Origin of the sequence: Psychrobacter fulvigenes (genome assembly GCF_904846155.1) — a bacterium.
Taxonomy (GTDB): domain Bacteria; phylum Pseudomonadota; class Gammaproteobacteria; order Pseudomonadales; family Moraxellaceae; genus Psychrobacter; species Psychrobacter fulvigenes.
The window spans coordinates 1,826,231-1,846,336 of record NZ_CAJGZP010000001.1 but is presented as its reverse complement, the minus strand read 5'-3'; the positions used below and the strand labels follow the sequence as shown (position 1 = coordinate 1,846,336).

18 protein-coding genes are annotated in these 20,106 nt (G+C 40.9%); 7 read left to right on the top strand and 11 right to left on the bottom strand.

Annotation, left to right across the window (positions count from 1 at the left end):
- Positions 1-320: 320 nt before the first annotated feature.
- Entirely contained in the window at positions 321-1,688 is a 1,368-nt protein-coding gene (locus JMX03_RS07870; protein WP_201595921.1) for an MATE family efflux transporter, read from the bottom strand.
- Positions 1,689-1,937: 249 nt separating this feature from the next.
- Positions 1,938-2,417: an EVE domain-containing protein gene (locus JMX03_RS07865; protein WP_265090461.1), complete on the bottom strand. Its 480-nt coding sequence runs from the start codon at positions 2,415-2,417 to the stop codon at positions 1,938-1,940.
- 260 nt (positions 2,418-2,677) lie between these two features.
- On the opposite strand from JMX03_RS07865, the gene hemW reads away from it, so the two are divergent.
- Positions 2,678-3,973: a radical SAM family heme chaperone HemW gene (gene hemW / locus JMX03_RS07860; protein WP_201595919.1), complete on the top strand. Its 1,296-nt coding sequence runs from the start codon at positions 2,678-2,680 to the stop codon at positions 3,971-3,973.
- 135 nt (positions 3,974-4,108) lie between these two features.
- Positions 4,109-5,425 carry an IS4 family transposase gene (locus JMX03_RS07855; RefSeq protein WP_265090460.1) on the top strand — a complete coding sequence of 439 codons (1,317 nt, stop codon included), beginning with the start codon at positions 4,109-4,111 and terminating at the stop codon, positions 5,423-5,425.
- Between the two features lie 57 nt (positions 5,426-5,482).
- Here the strand turns inward: JMX03_RS07855 and JMX03_RS07850 are convergent, their stop codons facing one another.
- The gene (locus JMX03_RS07850) at positions 5,483-5,626 is read right to left on the bottom strand and encodes an entericidin A/B family lipoprotein (RefSeq protein WP_201574635.1); all 144 of its coding nucleotides are present in this window, start codon (positions 5,624-5,626) and stop codon (positions 5,483-5,485) included.
- A 376-nt stretch (positions 5,627-6,002) separates the two neighbouring features.
- Here JMX03_RS07850 and JMX03_RS07845 point away from each other — a divergent pair, with 376 nt between their 5' ends.
- A complete protein-coding gene (locus JMX03_RS07845; protein ID WP_201595917.1) occupies positions 6,003-6,566 on the top strand; it encodes a tRNA (cytidine(34)-2'-O)-methyltransferase in 564 nt (187 codons plus the stop codon).
- A gap of 55 nt (positions 6,567-6,621) precedes the next feature.
- Here JMX03_RS07845 and JMX03_RS07840 read toward each other — a convergent pair whose 3' ends face one another.
- The 4 genes from JMX03_RS07840 to tusD all read right to left on the bottom strand — a co-directional run bounded on the left by JMX03_RS07840 (position 6,622) and on the right by tusD (position 8,369).
- A complete protein-coding gene (locus JMX03_RS07840; protein ID WP_201595915.1) occupies positions 6,622-6,951 on the bottom strand; it encodes a TusE/DsrC/DsvC family sulfur relay protein in 330 nt (109 codons plus the stop codon).
- Positions 6,948-7,277 (bottom strand): hypothetical protein, encoded by a 330-nt coding sequence (locus JMX03_RS07835; RefSeq protein ID WP_201595913.1) that lies wholly within the window; start codon positions 7,275-7,277, stop codon positions 6,948-6,950. The genes JMX03_RS07840 and JMX03_RS07835 overlap by 4 nt, the downstream gene beginning before the upstream one ends.
- Positions 7,278-7,500: 223 nt before the next feature.
- On the bottom strand, positions 7,501-7,824 hold the full coding sequence (locus JMX03_RS07830) for a hypothetical protein (RefSeq protein WP_201595911.1): 324 nt from the start codon (positions 7,822-7,824) through the stop codon (positions 7,501-7,503).
- A 35-nt stretch (positions 7,825-7,859) separates the two neighbouring features.
- Positions 7,860-8,369, bottom strand: coding sequence for a sulfurtransferase complex subunit TusD (gene tusD / locus JMX03_RS07825; protein WP_201595909.1), 510 nt, complete (start codon positions 8,367-8,369; stop codon positions 7,860-7,862).
- A 461-nt stretch (positions 8,370-8,830) separates the two neighbouring features.
- On the opposite strand from tusD, the gene glnE reads away from it, so the two are divergent.
- Both glnE and JMX03_RS07815 read left to right on the top strand, forming a co-directional pair.
- Positions 8,831-11,665, top strand: coding sequence for a bifunctional [glutamate--ammonia ligase]-adenylyl-L-tyrosine phosphorylase/[glutamate--ammonia-ligase] adenylyltransferase (glnE, locus tag JMX03_RS07820; RefSeq protein ID WP_201595907.1), 2,835 nt, complete (start codon positions 8,831-8,833; stop codon positions 11,663-11,665).
- A 180-nt stretch (positions 11,666-11,845) separates the two neighbouring features.
- Positions 11,846-12,775 (top strand): branched-chain amino acid transaminase, encoded by a 930-nt coding sequence (locus JMX03_RS07815; RefSeq protein WP_201595905.1) that lies wholly within the window; start codon positions 11,846-11,848, stop codon positions 12,773-12,775.
- 77 nt (positions 12,776-12,852) lie between these two features.
- On the opposite strand, the gene JMX03_RS07810 is transcribed toward JMX03_RS07815, so the two are convergent.
- On the bottom strand, positions 12,853-13,965 hold the full coding sequence (locus JMX03_RS07810; RefSeq protein WP_201595903.1) for a glycosyltransferase: 1,113 nt from the start codon (positions 13,963-13,965) through the stop codon (positions 12,853-12,855).
- A gap of 503 nt (positions 13,966-14,468) precedes the next feature.
- Complete coding sequence (locus tag JMX03_RS07805) at positions 14,469-15,542, bottom strand: glycosyltransferase family 8 protein (RefSeq protein WP_227695918.1); 1,074 nt, start codon at positions 15,540-15,542, stop codon at positions 14,469-14,471.
- Positions 15,543-16,031: 489 nt separating this feature from the next.
- Between JMX03_RS07805 and JMX03_RS07800 the strand changes: the two genes are divergently transcribed.
- Together JMX03_RS07800 and JMX03_RS07795 are read left to right on the top strand one after the other, a co-directional pair.
- Positions 16,032-16,895: a glycosyltransferase gene (locus JMX03_RS07800; RefSeq protein WP_201595901.1), complete on the top strand. Its 864-nt coding sequence runs from the start codon at positions 16,032-16,034 to the stop codon at positions 16,893-16,895.
- 55 nt (positions 16,896-16,950) lie between these two features.
- The gene (locus JMX03_RS07795; protein WP_201595900.1) at positions 16,951-18,033 is read left to right on the top strand and encodes a glycosyltransferase; all 1,083 of its coding nucleotides are present in this window, start codon (positions 16,951-16,953) and stop codon (positions 18,031-18,033) included.
- A gap of 200 nt (positions 18,034-18,233) precedes the next feature.
- Here JMX03_RS07795 and JMX03_RS07790 read toward each other — a convergent pair whose 3' ends face one another.
- Positions 18,234-19,064, bottom strand: coding sequence for a hypothetical protein (locus JMX03_RS07790; protein ID WP_227695473.1), 831 nt, complete (start codon positions 19,062-19,064; stop codon positions 18,234-18,236).
- Positions 19,065-19,320: 256 nt separating this feature from the next.
- Positions 19,321-20,097 carry a glycosyltransferase gene (locus JMX03_RS07785; RefSeq protein ID WP_201597897.1) on the bottom strand — a complete coding sequence of 259 codons (777 nt, stop codon included), beginning with the start codon at positions 20,095-20,097 and terminating at the stop codon, positions 19,321-19,323.
- Between the last annotated feature and the right edge of the window lie 9 nt (positions 20,098-20,106).

The following is a 20,106-nucleotide window of genomic DNA, read 5'->3' as shown; positions in this document are numbered from 1 at the left end:
CTGCTGAATTTAAAAAGAAATAGTGTAACAAAATATTGTTTAGTTAGTTGCTAATGATACCTATAATTGCTGCAATGAGCAATCAATGTACAGTTGTTAACTGGAATATTTTACATTTTTTTGACGCAAACATACATATTGGTAAGACCTCATATGTTTTCTAAAGCTTCGATGCTGTGCCAGCTATATTTAAAAAAGAAAGCGTCCTTGCATTTCTGTAGCGGGTAAAGGTGATTGTATTTATTATAGGCATACATTAAAAGAGCCATTATTTATCATAGTCTATGTGGCCAGTAAGTGCTAGCATTTGTTGACTAAGGTTATCCCCATAGCTCTAGTAGGCGCTTTTGCTGATAGCGTAATCGCAGTGTCAGGAGTATAGAGGATAAGAACAAACCCGTAATCAATGCCATCCAAAAACCCTGCGCCCCAACATCCGTAAAGCGCACTAAATAGATACCAAGTGGCAGAGCGACGAGCCAATAACAAAACAGCGTCACCCACATAGGCACAGTGGTGTCCTGCATACCGCGCAATATACCCGCGACGTTGACCTGCCAACCATCAAACAGCTGATAACCAAGTGCAAAGATGAGCAAATGCATGGCTTGTGATCGTACTTCTAAGTTATCAGTAAAAGCGGCGGCTAACTGAGGTCTAAATAGCCAAATTCCAAGCATACAGACAACAGCAATAATCACTGTCCATATTAGCCCAGTCGCTTGTACTTGGCGCAGGGCCATGAGGTTTTTTTCACCAAAGCGGTTAGAGACCATGATGGTCAGTGCCATGGCGACCGATATGGGAATCATAAACAGCTGTGACGTCACTGACAAGGCCACTTGGTGTGACGCCGTCGCCAGCTCACCTAACGGGCTAATAACCAACGCCCCTAAGCTAAATAAACTGGCTTCAAAAAAGATGGAAATGCCAATGGGTATGCCTAGCTTCAGTAATTTGGTGATTTGCTCGCGATTGGGTTTGGTAAAGCTATAAAAAAAGCGGGTACTGGCAAACTGCTGACGTTTGGTAAAAGTAGTATAAGTGCCCAAAAGCAATACGTTTATCCATAGAACGATGGCGGTTGCTACGCCGCAACCAGCGCCGCCCATCTCTGGCATGCCAAATAAGCCATGGATAAAAATATAGTTGAGCGGAATGTCAGCCAACAGACCAATGATACTGATAACGGTCACTGGCTCTGGTCGTCCGAGCGCCTCACAGTAGCTGCGTAACACTGCATACACTGCCATAGCAGGGAAGCCAAAGGATACCCCATGTAAATATTGTGAGGCTATGGGTCGAATATTGTCAGGTACACCCATAATCCCAAGTACATTTGGCATAAGGTTGACGATGATAAACCCAGCGATACCAATGACTCCAGCCGCCCAGATTGATTGTTGGGTAATATGTGGTACTTGACTGTGTTTGTTTTGACCTATCGCCTCACCAATCAAAGGTGTGGTCGCGATTAAGATGCCTGTGGCTAATAAAAATAGCGGCAGCCAAATACCAGAGCCAACCGCGACAGCAGCCAGATCGAGTGCTGAGACTTGTCCTGCCATGATGGCATCAACGACGCCAAGTGCTGCTTGGCAAAACTGGGTAATCAAGATAGGCAATGCAAGCACGCCCAAGCGTAAGCTGTAGCTTTTAAAATCTGGAAAGGATAATGGAAAAACCATAGTTAGCAACTTTTCATTATTCACGGTGGTTATTATTGATAAGTAAATACTGCCATCAACACTTTCATAGTAAGATGGTGTAGAGAAAAACAGTGCGGACGATAATACTCTGATTGAAAATAAAAGACACTAAAATAAAAATAACCCGTCAATTCAAGTTATGAACTGACAGGTTAAAAGTAGAGAGAATGGTAAAGAAGCCGTTATGTGATGTCAACGCTTCTCAGGACTCGAATATTCATAGTAATGCTATTCAAAACTCTCAGGCAGTATCTCAAGCGTCTCTGCCATAGCCATGATAGCCTGCCAGTGTTTGGGTTCAAGCGGAATCACGGTTAATTGTTCGCAGCCTTTTCTGAGTAGCAATGAATCCTCAAGCGTAGGGATAAACTTTAACTCTGATAATGGCAAAACATCCAAAAACGCCTGCTCAAAGGTAACATCCACCATATACCAACGTGGTTCCTCTTCCGTTGCTATTGGATCGTAATGTCGATGCTCGGGATGGAATTGAGTGGGGTCAGGGTAGCCTGCTTGGCTGATGCTCATGATGCCAGCCACGCCAGATGGCTTGGCACTTGAATGGTAAAAAAATACCTTGTCACCGACTTTCATATAATCGCGCATAAAATTACGAGCGCGGTAGTTACGTACGCCATCCCAACTGTCTGTGCCCAAGCGTTGTAGATCGTCAATGCCAAAAATTTTGGATTGGACTTCATCAGCCAATAAGCCATGTCATGCATCCTAATATTTTAGTTGTAAAATTCAGTCTAAGTTAACGCTAATAACCTTTGATTAATATGAGCATTCATTAATAATTTTGTTATAAGTTTAGCAACAAGCGTTATTTCACTAGATTAGCAGCAAGTCTTGATTTGTATTCTAATTAAATAGCAAATATCAGTGCTTTCCATTATGGTGTCAAGCCGTTATCCTAGTCGTGTTTTTTCTGTTTACCACAGTCCTTTACCCAATAAGTTTATGCCATGCCTATCTCTCATTCTAAGCCCGACCATCTTGCAAGCACGACAAGTGCCTCTCTTATAGATGTTAAAAGTGTCCCGTTGGCACTATACATACATATTCCATGGTGCGTCAAAAAATGCCCGTATTGCGATTTTAACTCACATGAGTTGGGGCATGAGTTGCGCGCTGACGCACCGCTATCCATGTATGACGAATATGTAGATGCCCTGTTGTTAGATGCACAGATGCAGCAGCCACTGATGCAAGGACGCCCGATTAGCTCGATATTTATTGGCGGTGGTACGCCTTCATTATTACCCATTGCCCAGTATCAGCGCCTGTTTACTGGCTTACGTGACTGTTTTGACGTTACGGACGATGTGGAAGTGACGATGGAGGCCAATCCAGGCACTTTAGAGCATGCGCCCTTTGCTGAGTATTTAGAGGTGGGAATCAACCGCTTATCTATAGGGGTACAGAGCTTCGCTGCCGATAAGCTGCAGACGCTTGGACGTATTCATGATCGCAAGCAGGCGATGTCTGCCATCAAATCAGCAAGAGCCGCGGGTTTTGAGCGGGTAAATGTCGATTTGATGCACGGTCTCCCGCAGCAAACCCTGAGCGAAGCTTTGTATGACATTCAAACCGCCCATGAGGCTGGCGCGACGCATATTTCTTGGTATCAGCTAACTATTGAGCCAAATACCGTGTTTTATCGTAATCAGCCTGTGCTACCAGACGAAGATAATTTAGCCGATATTGAATCAGAGGGTCAGGCATTATTACAGCGTCTAGGCTATGACAACTATGAAGTATCAGCATGGGCAGGAGCCGCAGACGCCCCTTGTCGACATAATGTAAACTATTGGCAGTTTGGCGACTATCTGGCAATTGGCGCAGGCGCTCACGGTAAAGTAACGCTAGATAATGGCACGCTAAATAAAGGTGCCTCTGGTTTATTATTAGCTGAGGAATTAACAGACAATGAGCAGCTACCCAGCACAGGTATCTATCGTTTTAGTAAATCTCGCTTACCAAAAGATTATATGAGTTATCAGAACGCTCCAAAAATGGTTGGCTGGCAACAGATTGCAGATGATGAGCTTGTTAGCGAATTTATGCTCAATGCACTGCGCTTATATGATGGCGTGACGTGGTCGCTATTTGAGACGCGCACAGGACTGAGCTATGAGAATATTGCACGGCAAGTGCAAGGCCTTATCAAGCAAGGTTTATTAATTGATAGCGCTGAGCAATTACAACCAACCGCACTGGGTCGTCGCTATATGAATCAAATATTACAACCATTTTTATAATGCTCATTTGTGAATGTTCAACAGACCCTAGTTAAGGCTTTGGCCTAAATAAAAAAAGACCCACCAATGGTGTAATGCCAGTCAGTTAAGGCAAAAACTCAATAAAAGTAATAAAATAGCCCATCTAATAAGTAGATGGGCTATTTTACTATGAGACTACAAGACGCTATTAATGAGACGCATAAAAGGATTCCAGACACCCTAGAACAATTTAGTGAATTAATAGATCCTGAGTGGATACAGCAAGCTTTAGAGTATACCGGCAAGGCGAGCATTAGAAGGCGTAAGCTACCTGCCGAACACGTTGTTTGGATAGTCATCGGCACAGCTTTATATCGAAACCGTTCAATTTGGTATATCACAGATCAGATGCGGCTTAATATAGACTCACAGGCCTGCGTACCCAGTGCAGTGGTACAAGCAAGACAACGCCTCGGGCATGAGCCTCTAAAGCAGCTATTTCATCAACTAAGTGCTCACTACCAAACAGAATCACGAGCCCAGCAGCAAGACTTTATGGGACTTAGCGTCCAAGCTGTAGACGGTGTCGTATACTCACTACCCTATACTGATGAGAACCTTCAGTACTTTAGTTCAAGCAAAGGCAGAACTAAAGAGGCGCCCTATCCCCAAATGCGTTCGGTATGCCTGATCAAAACTGACACGCATGAGATCATTGACACAACCCTTGGAGATATGGGTCAAGGAGAGATCACATTAGCCCGTCAGCTAAATATTCAAGACAACAGCATTACGCTCTTTGATAGAGCCTATTTCTCAGCAGACCTACTGATTAGTTGGCAACAAACCCATCCAAACAGTCACTGGCTCATGCGGGCTAAAGATAATCTGCGTTACACTGTGATTGAAACCTTTAGTGAAGGGGACTACTTGATACAAATGCCGGTTTCTCCCCAAGCTCAAAAGAAAAATCCAAACCTACCCGATACTTGGCAAGCTCGATTAATTGAGTGTCGTTATGAGGGTAAGATAAGACGATACATCACCTCTTTAATAGATGATAAACGCTTTACTAAGGATAAAGTGGCACAGCTGTACTTGCAGCGCTGGGAGATCGAGATGGCTTTTAGGGAAATTAAGTCTGATCTACAGCAGGGGCTGTTGTTAAGAAGTAAGCTGCCACAGCTTGTGTTACAAGAGTTCTGGGGGCTTATGATTGCTTATAATCTGATAAGACGTTTGATGCGATATATGGCAGTTAGAGCTAAGGTTAGCCCTCTACGAATTAGCTTTCATATGGTGTCTATTACGATTGTTGATCTTTTACGGTTTGCGCCTTTACAGGCTGCAGGACTCTTCCCTAAGTTGTTAGATGCAGTTTTAGAGGAAGGAAAATTGTTTGTCATTCCTGAACGCAGAAAGCGATCTTGCCCGAGGGTGGTTAAGGGTAAACCACAAAAATATCCCAAAAAAAATACCAGTCAGCCTTAACTGACTGGCATTACACCAATGGTGAGTCTTTTAAAAAACCTAACGGTTAGCTACTAACTATTGGATTTTCTGCTGAGCGCTTTCTGCACCGCCAGTAACAGCTTCACCAGCGCTTGAGACGTCTTGGCCAAAACCTTTGAAAGTGTTGCAACCAGTTAGTACAAACATAGCAGCTAAAGATGCGATAATTACTTTTTTCATAATAAAGTCCTCAAAATGGGTGGGTTATTACAAGTCACGAGAATGACATTAAGCGCTATGCTCAAATATCATAAACGCTATACAGGACACACTGCAAAATAGTGGCATCAGAGTCATATTAAAAAAATATGTTTCTGATATCACGGCATTGTCTGGATATCCATTACAGACATCATAGTGAAAGTTGAAATCTGTGCACAGTATCAAAATGTAAGTATTGACAGTAAACTGTAACTTTTGATTACGCTTGTTATCCTATTATTTTACATCGCTGTTATGTGGTAAGAGTCATTGACAAGTAAAAGTCAGCTAGTTTTTGATGACAATCCTCCCAATCCTTTAGAACCCTGTCCAATTAACTTTACGGAATCGTCTTATGACCATTCATATCGTGCTAGTCGCACCAAAAATGCCCAGTAATACGGGTAATATTATTCGTTTGTGTGCCAATAGCGGCGCGCAGCTGCATTTAGTACAGCCGCTGGGATTTGAGCTTGATGATAAAAAACTACGCCGTGCTGGCTTGGATTATCATGAATATGCAAACTTGCAGGTACACACAGATTGGGCAGCGGCAAAGCAGGCATTGCTTACGGCAGGATGCCAGGCAATCACAGCGTTAACCACCAAGCTTAGTCAACCGTTTTATGACTACGACTTCAGGATGCAAGCAAATACCAGTACAGCCGATACATTAGGAGCAGCAGCGAGTGTGGCATTGGTGTTTGGCTCCGAGACAGCAGGCTTGAGCGACGATATACGGGATGATATTGGTGAGGATAACTGGCTAAGACTGCCTATGTTGCCTGATTCACGTAGCTTGAACCTAGCTAATAGTGTGGCGATATGCCTCTATGAAGTGTGGCGCCAGCAAGGGTTTTACGGTGATACCGGTCGCAGTACTGGTTATGAGACGCTTGCGGTATATGATCCCAAATAGCGATAAGGAATAACTGTCACGAATATCTATAAAAAAGTAACTATAAAAAAAGTAACTATAAACAGTTAGGCGGCTTGGGTAATCCAGAGAGGCGATTGACATGTCTTGCTACCAAGCCAGTATTGAATAACTGCTGTAGTTTTTGATTGCTCATGTCGTGCTCAGGTAAGGTTTTTTGTAGCCATTTAATCAGGGGGCGCGTCGCTGGCGCGTGATTGAATTTGACAAAAAATGCCCGTACTTGCTGCAGAATAGCCAGATGCTCATCCGTTAGCTTTATCTCTAGCGTATCGGCCAATTGTTGGGCGATAGCAGGTGTCCAAATAGTATGATCACAAAGATGACCGTCTTGATCTAAAGCAATGTTGGAGGTAGAAGTAGTCATAGCGCGATTGTCACCACTTTATCGAACTGTGGGTCTTGGGTCAGGGTTACCCACTCAGTATCTGACAAAACTGCTGTTAGCTTTGTATTTAGGTTTAGCTTTGCCTTGGTATGGTCACCGAGCTGCGCTACATCATCAGCTAGGGCGTAGATGCTGGCGATGCCGTCTATATCATTATCCTCTAAATAGGCATTGAGCCAGTCAATAAAAGCAGCGGTCGCTCCTAATAAAATAATACTGTCACCAGCGCGCCAAGTTTGCGCCATCTGTTCTGTACTGCGTCTGAGCTTATCCATTGAGCTGTGTAATTGGTATAGAGTTGCCATATGAGGTTCCGATTGATTGCAAAGCGTTGAGCGAATGTTTAATGCTAAAGAATCTGATGCTATAGTCGATACACTCTAAAAATGTCATAGCGCTACTGGGATGCTATCTTTTAAAGTACAGTTGCGCAGCCTCTGGGTACGCAGCACGCAAGTAAAATTTATACCAGTAGCGCGTTTAAATCCATAACAGTTTTACATTCAGCTGACTATATAGTATAGAGAGCTAAAAGGTTAAGATTTGCTCAAAGTCTTGTGAGTTCACCACTTCTGGTATCAAGGTGAGCTGTGAGGCTAGGTCGTCTGGCACCATGCCAGTCATCCAACCGCTAAATACATCGTCAGGGAGCCAAGCTTGCGGCATATCGTATAGTTCAAGAGATTGAATCATGCCATGCAAACGCGAATTAGGCTGCATTAACAATCCAAAGACAGGCGCGTCTAAATAAAGCTGCACTTCATGACCGAAAGTCGCAAGCGTTAAGGCTAGGGCGCAGCCTTCATAGCTTGCCATTTCAGTCGGAGTGCGTAGCTGAATGAGTAATTTCATGAGTTTAACCTTTACTATTGGCGTTTTTTTAGCACTTAAAACTGAATCAGGCGGCAATTGTCTTGCATCATCATGGCAAGCTCGCTGAGTCCAACCAGATGAAACCCTTCTGCAAGATTTTCACTATCTAATTGATGGCGTGCGCTGTTGTCGGTATCACTGATACCGCGACTTAGCGCGGTGCTGACACAAACAGGTAGCGAGAGGTTATGTTGCTTGGCAAGCGCTTGCCATTCTTTGGTTAAATCGCTTTGGTCGGCTGACTGCCAGCGTAAGCGATTGGCAGTATGTGCGGCGTCCGCATAAAAAAACAGGTTTAATGGCGGCGTATCGTTTTTAGCCATGTCGTCAGAAATTTCAGGATCGATGTTATTATGGGCTGCTGTTTGTTGCGACGTGGCCTCTTCTAGCTTTGTTTGTTCTAACGTCTCTTTTTCTAACTTTTTCTGTTTTAAATAGGCACGTGCATAACGTAATGCTAAATGAGCGAGCGGCTGACTAGGATCAGCGGTAATCAACAGTAGTGGCGTAGGCTTGTCAGTCATAGGTTATGTCATCAGTCATGTTTTAATAGTGGTCGCTTTTTAGGGGACTGGTTTATTTTAAGGGGCTATTTTGTTTTAAGAGACTAAGTGATTGAGAAAAAGCTTGTTCGAGAGTAACCCATTTTAAAATTAGGGGCTTTAGTATCTATATTCTCAAAATGGAAGCTTGCCCTAGGCATTGTAATTGCCTATTTAGTACTCTTCAACATCTTACTGGTAAAAGAATACTTTGTCTCTTAAGGATGTGCTATGGATGTCATGCTACCATAAGTACAGCTGAATCAAATACAATACCATTTGTTTTGTAATGACAGTCAGTCAAGCAAACATGATGTGTCTATTTCATATCACTACGCATACGCATGACCACCTCGTAAGAAAAAATTATCAACAATACGGCTGGGTTCAGGTAGTCTTATAGTCCTATGCTGCACGGAGCTTTTATTATTATGTTACCAGCTATGTCTTCTGTTACGCTCGAACAAATTCAAGTCTTATTTACTGCCAGTGAGTTTGCAGCGCAAATATGGGAGAGTCGAACGGCTTCTTGCCAGATGTTTTTACGCAGCTATCCTTTAGATCAGACCTTGACGCGCCAGCAGATAGATGACCTCATTCAAGACTATACCTTAGATGAGAATTATCAGTTGGGTGACGAAGCCACTGTCATGAAAGGCTTGCGAAATTTGCGTATGCTACTAATGATGCGCTGGATTTGGCAAGATGCACTAGGACTAATCGAGCTTGAGCAGCTGACCGATGAGCTATCGGAGCTGGCGGATGGCTGTATTCTGTTTGCCAAAGAATATACCTATCAGCACTTGGTTGCTAAATATGGTCATCCAACCTTCATTGATAGTAAAGGCGTACGACACATCGATGATATGGCCATTATGGCTATGGGCAAGCTTGGAGCACATGAGCTGAATTTATCCAGTGATATTGATTTGATCTTCGTCCATCAAGCGCGCGGTGAGACAGACGGCGATAAAGCGCAGGGCAAGCGCAGTATCGACAACAAGCGTTTTATGACTCGTCTAGGTCAAGGTATTATCAAACTGCTCGATAACTGCACGGCAGATGGTTTTGTATTCCGAGTGGATATGCGCTTGCGTCCGTGGGGTGATGGTAGTGATTTGGCGATTCACTTGTCAGCATTACAAAAGTACTTCGCCAATCATGGCCGTGCATGGGAGCGCTTTGCTTGGCTCAAAGCGCGAGTGGTCGGTCAGATTTCACCGCCGTTTTATGATGAGCTACAAGCACTGATTAAGCCTTTTGTGTTTCGATATTATGTCGATTACAGTGCCTTTTCAGCGCTCAGAGAGATGAAATCGCTCATTCAGAACCAAGTAGCGCAGCGAGAAGATTTGGACAATATTAAGCTGGGTGCAGGTGGAATCCGTGATATTGAGTTTATCGTGCAAGCCTTTCAGTTGATCTATGGGGGTCGCCATCCACAACTACAGGTGAAGGCGTGCTTACAAGCGATGCAGGTATTGTGTAAGCTTGAATATCTGGAGTTATCAACTTACGAGGAGCTACAAGCAGCCTACCGCTTTTTACGTCGGCTTGAGCATGGTATTCAAGCGATTAATGATCAGCAAACTCAGCGCCTACCACAGGATGCTCAGTGGCAGCACAACCTAGCCGTTACCTTAGGTTTTGAGGACTGGAAAGGCTTACTGACAACGCTGAATCACCATCGAGATAATGTCAACGTGCCATTTGAGCGCATGGTGACCGAGCGTCAAGTGCCAGCGCAGGAAGACACTGCACTTGAACCTGCTGACTTAGACGAACAAGTTGTGCAGCTCGATAAGGTGCTAACTGAGTCTAACCGAGAGCTATTACAGACGTTTTGGCAATCAAAGATGGTTGCAAACCTCAGTGATGAAGCCAGAAGCCGCTTAAATGCCGCTTACCCAGTGATCGTTCATGCTTTGCTTGCCCATCAAGAACAGCAGCAGCTGGCCAATACCGCCTTACCAAGACTGATTGCCTTGCTTGAAGCGATTTGTCGGCGCTCTATCTACCTAGTGATGATTGCCGAAAACCCTAATGCAACCGTTGAGCTGATCCCGATGTTGTCTGCGAGTCCATGGATTGCCAATGAGCTGGCGCGTTATCCTGTGCTGCTAGATACTTTTTTGCAACAGCGTTATCGTCATCTGCCGGACAAACCAGAGCTGCGTGATATTTTGCGCCAGCAGCTACTGCGAGTAGAGCCAAACGACGAAGAAGAGTTACTAAGCGTACTGAGACTGTTTAAAAAGAACCAAGTATTGGCAGTTGCTGCGAGTGATGTACTGGCTGAGCGACCAATTATGAAGGTGTCTGACTCACTGACCTATATTGCGGCAGTGGTGTTAGAGGCGGCGCTTGAACGCGCTTTTGCAGAATTGGTCAAACGCCACGGCTATCCCATTGCCCAAAATGGCGATCCAGTGACTGAAGCGGACTGTGGCTTTGCGATTATTGGTTATGGTAAGCTTGGCGGTCTTGAGCTGTCTTATTCCTCTGATCTAGACTTGGTGTTTTTGCACAAGATAAAAGAGCAGGGTATGACGACTGGAGAAAAGTCTGTTAGTGGGATGAAGTTTGCCGCGCGTCTGGCACAAAAGCTGATGACTTATCTGAATACCCAAACCCGTGATGGGCGAGCATATGAGATTGACATGCGCCTGCGACCCTCAGGCAATGCTGGCATGATGGTGGTTTCTTGTCACGCATTTGAGACTTATCAACGCGAAAAGGCCTGGTCTTGGGAGCATCAAGCCTTGGTGCGGGCGCGGGCGATATGTGGTGACAAACGCGTCACGGCACGCTTTTGTGACATTCGCCGCAAGGTGTTGGCCTTACCACGTACCCTCGATCAAGTGCGCACCGAAGTGACCAGCATGCGTATCAAGATGCAAAAGCATCTGGGTACCAGTCAATGGCAACAACAAGCAGGCAAGTTTCAGCTGAAACAAGATGCTGGCGGTATCATTGATATTGAGTTTTTGGCACAGTTTGCGGTATTGGCTTACTCGCATGAACATCCAAGCTTGACCAAATGGAGTGATAACGTACGTATCTTTGAAGAAGTCGCGCTGCTTGGTATTTGGGAAGCGCAGGTCTGTCAAGATCTCACTGATGCTTATCTGCGCATTCGTGCTGCTACTCATCAATTAGCGTTGGCCGAGCAGTCACTACTGGTAGATGAAACATTGTGGCAAGAAACTCGCGCACTGGTACAAGCACAGTGGCAGCGTCTGATGGGTGTGCCCTCAAGAGAGCAAGAGCAAGAATAAATAAAAAACTTAGATTGGCCAACTAACTAAAATACAGCGACCAACTAAAATGTTTCATTTGTTTGCTCTGCCAGTGATATAATCGGTTTCACTATAAAAACAGTGTCAGCTTATAGTTTAAATTGCAACACTTACTCAACAAAAAAAGTTAGTCGCTAGCACTAACATAAGGATTACTAAATGAATATGGCAACACAGGAAGGCAAGCTTTGGATGAATGGCACGATAATTGAACAGCCTGATGCCAAGGTTCACGTGCTCACACATAGCCTGCATTATGGTATGGCAGTGTTCGAAGGGGTACGTGCGTATCAAACTGCTGATAATCGTACTGCAATCTTTCGTCTCAAAGAGCATACTGAGCGCCTATTAGGCTCTGCCAAAATTTTCCAAATGGACGTGCCTTTCGATGCTGCCACTCTTGAGCAAGCACACAAAGATGTGGTTAAGCAAAACAACTTGGCTGAAGCTTACATTCGTCCCCTGATTTGGGTCGGTGCAGAGAAGCTGGGCTTGTCTTCACGTGATAACAGTATCAATGCGATGGTTGCTGCGTGGCACTGGGGTGCCTACCTTGGTGAAGACGGTATCAAAAACGGTATCCGTGTAAAGACCTCATCATTCACCCATCACATGACCAATGTGACCATGTGTAAGGCCAAAGCCTCGAGCAACTATCCAGTCTCTATCATGGCAAACCAAGAAGTCACCCGTAATGGTTACGATGAAGCCATTTTGATGGATCCACAAGGGTATGTTTGTCAAGGCGCTGGCGAGAACTTATTCTTAGTGAAAGACGGCGTACTACATACACCAGATTTAGGCGGTGGTGCGCTAGATGGTATTACCCGTCGTACGATTATTCAGTTTGCTGACGATTTAGGTATCAAAGTCGTTGAGCGCCGTATCACTCGTGACGAGTTTTATTTAGCGGACGAGATCTTTATGACAGGTACTGCTGCTGAAGTGACCCCGATTCGTGAATACGATGACCGTACTATCGGCAATGGTGGTCGTGGCCCGTTGACTGAGAAGCTACAAAGCTTGTACTCCGATGTAGTACATGGTCGCAATGAGCAGTATATGGATTGGTTAAGTTTTATTGATTGAAACTTATTTATAAAATAAAAGTAAGAAGCCAAGACTCCTTAGAAGTTATGGCTTCTTATTTGTACATAAATAAATATCTATAGTAGCTTTAAAAATGAATCCATCATATAATTAAGTGAAAGTCTATTTTTATCCTCTTGAGAGATAGCATAAGGTTCATTGACAACCGCTTGGAGTTTATCGCTTAAATCATCTATATTCTGGCTTTCTACTAGGCCATGTTTCAGTTGATTGTGGTTTAGCTGTTGTTCAATACCTGAGTTTAATCTATATGCGACTACAGGAGTACCAAGAGTTAAAGCTTCTGCAACAATTAAAGGAGAACCTTCTGTTTTTGAACTTAATACAAGGCAATGAGATTTTTTAATAAATAAACTCGGATTTTCTTTCCAACCCAAAGAATCCACTCTATCTTGAATTTGTAATTCTACACACAATTTTTCTAAGTCTGTTCTCATTAAACCATCACCTACAACTGCCATTCGGCCATTTAGTTTACTTCTAGCAAACGCCTGTATAGCGTGTTCTGGCTGTTTTTCTGCACTTAATCGTCCTACAAAGATACAGTCCCAAAGTTTCTCTGTATTTTCAGGTATATTTTTTAAAACCCTTTCAGTATTTATTCCATTAGGAACTATTACTACATTTGTATTAGGAATACTCTTTCGATAAATATTTTTAAGCTCTTCGTTTACTACGATAACATTCTTCTTATCGAATAACTTAAAAAAATATCTATTTTCTAAATAACAACGACGTTTCTCTTTATACCAGTAAAAAAAACTAGAGGTTTCTATTTCTGGTCTTGGCATTATATCACCATGTACCCACGCCCAGACGTTTTCATTATTTTTGAAAATAGGTAGCATAAAGTGAGCATAGCTATGACTTAAAATAATAAGATCTGGCTTGATATCATCTATTAAACCTCGAACTTTTTTCTTATCTTCGGGTAGAAACTTATTTTTTCGGTTTCGCCAAAATCTTCCTGTATAAAAAATAGGATCTAAATTGATATTGATTTTATGTATTTTTTGTGGAACAAGCATTTTTGTATCTTTGTCATCTAATAGTGCAACACTAACATGGTGTCCAATATTATAGAATTTTTCAGCCACTTCTAGTGCTATGCGCTCAGCACCGCCACCTTTAAGATGATCTAGTATAAATAAAATTTTCTTGCTTTTCATATATGTAGCCCTGATATGCAAAATATTTCAAATAAAAATTTGATCAACAGATCAATAATCTTATCTTAGTTATTAAAAATTACGATAGCAGATAGTTCCTGATATTAAATAGATTCAAAATTTTCATATATCAAAAACTTTGAATGGATGAGAAAGTATTTATTTTGGGAGTTGTTTGTTTAAATATTGAAATTCATCTATCCAGCGAGTTTCAATAGCATCAATGCTGTCAAGACGATGATGAATAGTTATTCAGAAAAATAAAATTATAGACACTTATTTGAATCCAAAACGAAAAGAGTATATTTAAACTCAGATAAAAAAAGAGACCTTAAGTAAGTATTACAGAAAAGTATTTCAAGGTAGCTATGTGGGCTGGATAACCACCATATAGCAAGATTACTTTATTTGCTTATGAATGTAATAAAGTAATCGCATGAATGATAAATGTAGTTTTTCTATACAATCATATAGCTTTTGAGTTATATTTTTATAATCATAATTTAGTGTTCTTTATTTAAATCATGACCAGTAGATACTAAGAAAGGCGCCTCTGATAATAATGGCCTAACATTGTATTTATCTGTTACTTTTTCGGATCCTGATATTTTGAATATCTTTTCAGATAAATTTATTTTTATATGCTGCCATTCTCTAGAAATAAACTCTTTAGTAGGATTGTCATATTTGGGTGATTGGCGTCTTTGATCAAATGTGTTTAATATGTTTATAGTAATATCAGGAAAGTTGGCTAATAAAAAATCTTTGTAGAATACTTGGTATTTATAGGTATATTTATTATCTGTTCGCCAAGGCTTATTGTTGCTAATAAAATGTATGATGTAAGGCTCTATAGTGTCAGTAAGCTTATATGTGAGCTTGTTAATTTGCCAATTATAATCAAATGGTAAAAGTGCTATATCTTTCAATAATGCTCTATTTAGTGCAGACTGATCATGACATTGTAAACTATCAGCATTTTCAATAGCATAGTTAAAAACTTTAGATAATATGTCTTCTTCAACATATTTTTTAGTATTAAATACTAAGACACCTGAATTACGATAGATATGACCATGTGCATGGTAAGATTTCACATAGTTATCAACAGTTTTTGGTTTTTGTTTAAAGGTCGAACGAAATTTCAACTCCACAATATCAGCAGCAGCTGCAACACTAAAGCTTGATTCTAGACTATTAACGTATGTTATCAAATCATTATAAAAAGGTTTATTGATATAAGTATCAGCGTCCAGATATATAATGTATTGATAGATATCTTCAAAAATTTGAGGTAAAAACAAACGATGATAAGCTGCAAGACTAAGCTTTCCTACAGGCAAAGATTCTATACCCTCAATATGAAGCTCGATAAAACGAATTTTTGTATTAAGAAATTTTTCTGGTACTTTGCTGATATTAGGTAGGCATATACATATATCGCAGGGCAACTCTGGATGTAGCGTGATGAATTGTTCAGCTACGAATAAAGCATAAGGTAAGTAGTTTTCATCAACGCAAAAAGCTAAAGTATTATCATGTTCAGCTTTACCAGCTTTGTCGAGAAATCGTTGCAGAAATATTCATAGTACAAAAGCTCATCTGTTGATAGTATATACATTGTTATTACACATTATAACCATAATATAACTAAAAAATAGTTGGATAGTAGGCAGATATAGAGTAAGTTATAGCAATTTTGCCTAAGTGAGATTGATAGTAGTTTAACTTTGTATTACTTAAAAATAGTCTCCGTCAATACTATGAGCGAATGCCAAATATAATCTAGTATAAAATCTGTCATAATTGGACCTAAAAATATTAGAAGTCGATTTCATTGTGTAATTTTCTACGCTTAGGCTGGTGTTGAATTGTAGCTTGTTCTGCTGTCCCTGTCCTATACAGGTCAATAGAAATATTTAATCGTGACTCTGATCATATCTAAAGTAACAAAAATTTTTTAAGCTACTATGTGTTAGCCATAATCTTAGTTAGCTAGATAACTAGATTAAGGTATAATTCAATCACAATTTATTTACGAAATTTCTAATCTAGGATAGTAATGTATGACTAATGAGACTATAAAAGTGTTTGTAGGCTGTGATCCAAACAACTGTGACTTAGAACAAATGATGGTATTAGACTATAGTATTCATAAGTATACCAGCTTGCCCGTTGAGATTGTATGGATGCAATTGTCACGTGATCCACAAAGCTTCTGGTATTCTAACCCTGAGACAGGTGAAGGGTGGAACACCACTAAATGGCCAACCCCTTTTTCAGGGTTTCGCTGGGCGATACCAGAATATTGTAATTATTCAGGGCGGGCAATCTACATGGATGCAGATATGATTGTGCTGTCTGATCTGGCCGAATTATGGACACATCCTATAAATGGTAAATCCATTGTAGCAGCTAAGACAAAAGCGGATATGACACGTCTTTGTACTTGTGTATGGGATTGCAGTAAGGCAAGAAATACTATTCTAGCAGTTACAAAGCTCAAAAAAGACCCTAAAAGCCATCGTAAAATGATGAAGCTCATTAAAAAAGACCCTGAGCTTGTCGAGCCGTATCAAGACAGCTATAACTGTGTGGATGGAGAAGATTTAGCGATTGAAGATATCAGGATATTGCATTATTCAGATATGGGTACTCAGTTCAGCCATAAGCACTCATTAAAAAGATTGAGCGCAGAAGGACGCGAGCATTGGTTTGATGGAGAAATAATGCCACATCCAAGACAAGATCTAGTCGAGTTATTCGATAAATACTATTACGAAGCCCTCGATAATGGTTACCAGTTAGATAACTATCGGGTAGAGCCGTTTGGTGCTTTTCCAAAAAAGACTCAGCAACGCTATACGGGCAATAAGGTGACTCGTCCAAACGCATCCAGATCGTTATTTTCAAGAGTTTTTAAGCGTTAATCTTTTTGATAAAGCAATATTCAACGAGTAATCATTTAAGTATAGGTTATATTTTATGAAACAACATACCAAGGTAGTGTTATTCGTTATTAACTGTCTACAAGGTGGTGGTGCAGAGCGTGTGGTTCTTACGTTAGGACAGGGGTTTTATGAGTTAGGTTATGAAGTGCATATATTAAGGTTTAAGCCGCTCGTAGAGTATACTCTGAATGATAATTTGAACTATCATTTATTTAAGTTTAAACCTTATAAGCTAATTCCTGGAATAGAACGTCGCCATAAAATCTTTGCGCGTGCTGTTGATAACTATGTTTTAGATAATATTGGTCAACCTGATATTATTTTATCTAATCTTGTGCATTCAGATAGTATACTTAGTCATAGTAAGTTACAAAACATTACTTATGTCATTCATAATACTTTATCATTATTATATAAGTTTCATAAAGCCAGTCATGCCAATAAACTAAAGTCAAGACTAATTAATATGTATTCTAAGCATCCTTGTATATGTGTAAGTTCAGGCGCTGAAACAGACTTTATTGAAAGCTTTGGTAATATTACCCCGACCACTGCTATTCATAATCCAATTGATAGAGATAATATTCAAAAACTGGCTGAAGTCTTTGTTCCACAATACCAAGACTATATTATTCATGTTGGCAGTTTTAAAGAAGCAAAACGTCATGATATTTTATTGAAAGCTTATGCTCAAACAAATCAATCTCTGCCTTTATTGCTTTTAGGGGAGGGTAAACGTAAAGATGATATAAGAAAATTAGCTGTAGCGCTAAATATACAGGATAAAGTTGTTTTTTTAGGCTTTTATGAGAATCCTTTTCCTTACATTAAGCATGCAAAATTTAAGATACTAACCTCCGATTGGGAAGGTTTTGCCTTGGTTATTGCAGAGTCCTTAGCACTAGGTACGCCAGTTATTAGTACAGACTGTCCATCTGGACCCAGTGAATTGTTGCCAAAAAATAACTTGATGCCAATGAGAGATGTTGAAGCTATAGCTGAAAAAATGAATCAAGCGATGGAAAACCCACAACAATTTCAATCTGCATTTGATGAAAGCCTTCTTCCTTCCAAAATAGCCAAAAAATATATTGAGTTTACGGATACTGTCAAATGAGCTATTGAGAACAGCCATTGTTGCAAGAGGATTACCATTCAAGTAAACTCAGCAGCCGTCGGAGATGTTAACTAATTAGCAAAGCTGATGAATTAGGCAGTAATCAGTCTTTATGATCAGACTATAAGGTGTTATTAAGTTATCAGCTGCTACCTATGCCTAGCTGCGGCATTTATCAACGCCCACAATTTGTTCAGACATTAAAAGCTGATATTGAGGTCTGTGAATAGCTTTTTTGAAATAGGAGAATGGTTATAAACACTAGTACCTTGCTCTTTATAAACCCTACCTAATAAATTAAAAGAAGGCACGATACGATCAGTGATGGCTTTATCAAGCTTAGAGGGAGCATTGTTGTCCTCATCTTCATAAAATCGTGGTTTATGACTGTTTAATAAGTCTATACCATACAAGTGAATAGCGCCTGCTTGCCGCGAAAACGCTAATTGAGCTGCAATATAGGCAACAGTTCCCGCTTCAACAAAGCCGTCAGTGACATCTAGCGAGACCCCAATAGCCTCTGGCTTGTGAGAGTCATCAATCACAAAGTTAGAGTGATTGGCAAGTTCACTGAGCGCTATCTTTTTATTTACAAACTTCTTAATGACAGGTAATGAAGTAAGCCAGCGCTTGTTAACCCAACGCTCATCAACCTTGTTATCTAACGGTCTATCAACGGGGAATATTACCCTCATCTTATGGTGATATTGAGAGATTAAATCGGGTAAATTTGAGCTTATCGCTTCATAGACAGCAAGGGTAGCGTATAGAGGCTGCCCTTTATAATATTGAGTTAGAACCTCTGGATTGTTTTTGATGAATCTGGCATCGCTGATCACATAGCCTACAATATTAGAAAAAGCATGCTCTTTCGTTAAGCTTAAACTGCCATTGACAAATATACTTGGTGTGGATGTCAAATGTTTATCAAAAACCAAATCCGCAATAGAAGGCCCGGATGCAAATATATTGACCACTTGCTTGTTCAGGTTTTGACTGTCTTCACTGGCGTCAAAAGCTTTGATACTCACCTTTTTTCCATGGACACTTATAGCTATGGCATCAGGAAAGTTTATAGCTTTTTTTATATTATTATCCAATATAGTATTTCCTACAGAGTTTTATCATTTAGCTTTTAAACAATATTTATTTATCACAGCAGCACGCCCATATTAGCGTATCGGTTTTATTTCGAACGAACCATAGCTCTAGAAAATGCGCAAATTCATAACAATGCAAGCCAATGCTTTAGCTGAGTCTGCTAATTTAATTATACCCAATGTCTAATTATACCCAATGTTTCTCAAGCCAAGGACTTGGCTTCACATGACGATACCATTTACCGCCGCCACCTTTAATCGCATCGGGCGGATTAATCTCACCATGAAAGATAACAATCTTTGCACCATCAGGGAGTTTTGGCGCTCGCACAAGGTTAAATGGAATAGGGGCAATACACTGGTATTTGAAGCTGACGCACCATGTTTTATCCCAATACTCTAAATGATGATGCTCACGTAAGTAGTTAGAGAGATAGGCTTGCTCATGACGAACTTGCTTACGAATGCTGTCAAAATTACGTTCAAAGTTTGCAAGCAAGTCAGGGTAGGTGTTTTGCCCAATTTTGAAGCGATAGACCGAGCTGTTACCGATCATACGCCAAGGTTTTTTCCAGTCACGAATGATGACCACGCTATCATCATGCTTGGCTTCGTAATTAAAAAAAGCATCGATATTATCGACGATAACGATATCGATATCCAAAAACAGCGCCACCCCTTTAAGGTCATATAGCTCAGGTTTGAAAGTAGTGAGTTTTTTCCAACCACGCTCAGGGCCAGCTGGCAGATCCATCTCGGGAATGGGATAGCATCGAACGGCAGAGTCAATGCCAGTGCTATCATCGGTCAGACAGACCATCTGAAAATCTAAAGTTAGATGCCTGCTGACCATATTATATAAACGATTGACGTATTCAGGACCGTATTTATCACCCCATTTCATACAGATGATATAACGCTGCTCAGGCGTGCTATCACTTGTAGAGACTTCTTGCTCTGTCATTAGAGATTC

Coding starts and splice junctions, on each gene's coding strand:
- JMX03_RS07810 (WP_201595903.1), bottom strand. CDS start 13,965: ATGAAAAGCAAGAAAATTTTATTTATACTAGATCATCTTAAAGGTGGC.
- JMX03_RS07800 (WP_201595901.1), top strand. CDS start 16,032: ATGACTAATGAGACTATAAAAGTGTTTGTAGGCTGTGATCCAAACAAC.
- JMX03_RS07785 (WP_201597897.1), bottom strand. CDS start 20,097: ATGACAGAGCAAGAAGTCTCTACAAGTGATAGCACGCCTGAGCAGCGT.
- glnE (WP_201595907.1), top strand. CDS start 8,831: ATGTCTTCTGTTACGCTCGAACAAATTCAAGTCTTATTTACTGCCAGT.
- JMX03_RS07840 (WP_201595915.1), bottom strand. CDS start 6,951: ATGACTACTTCTACCTCCAACATTGCTTTAGATCAAGACGGTCATCTT.
- JMX03_RS07835 (WP_201595913.1), bottom strand. CDS start 7,277: ATGGCAACTCTATACCAATTACACAGCTCAATGGATAAGCTCAGACGC.
- JMX03_RS07795 (WP_201595900.1), top strand. CDS start 16,951: ATGAAACAACATACCAAGGTAGTGTTATTCGTTATTAACTGTCTACAA.
- JMX03_RS07815 (WP_201595905.1), top strand. CDS start 11,846: ATGAATATGGCAACACAGGAAGGCAAGCTTTGGATGAATGGCACGATA.
- hemW (WP_201595919.1), top strand. CDS start 2,678: ATGCCTATCTCTCATTCTAAGCCCGACCATCTTGCAAGCACGACAAGT.
- JMX03_RS07870 (WP_201595921.1), bottom strand. CDS start 1,688: ATGGTTTTTCCATTATCCTTTCCAGATTTTAAAAGCTACAGCTTACGC.
- JMX03_RS07830 (WP_201595911.1), bottom strand. CDS start 7,824: ATGAAATTACTCATTCAGCTACGCACTCCGACTGAAATGGCAAGCTAT.
- JMX03_RS07845 (WP_201595917.1), top strand. CDS start 6,003: ATGACCATTCATATCGTGCTAGTCGCACCAAAAATGCCCAGTAATACG.
- JMX03_RS07850 (WP_201574635.1), bottom strand. CDS start 5,626: ATGAAAAAAGTAATTATCGCATCTTTAGCTGCTATGTTTGTACTAACT.
- tusD (WP_201595909.1), bottom strand. CDS start 8,369: ATGACTGACAAGCCTACGCCACTACTGTTGATTACCGCTGATCCTAGT.
- JMX03_RS07855 (WP_265090460.1), top strand. CDS start 4,109: ATGGGCTATTTTACTATGAGACTACAAGACGCTATTAATGAGACGCAT.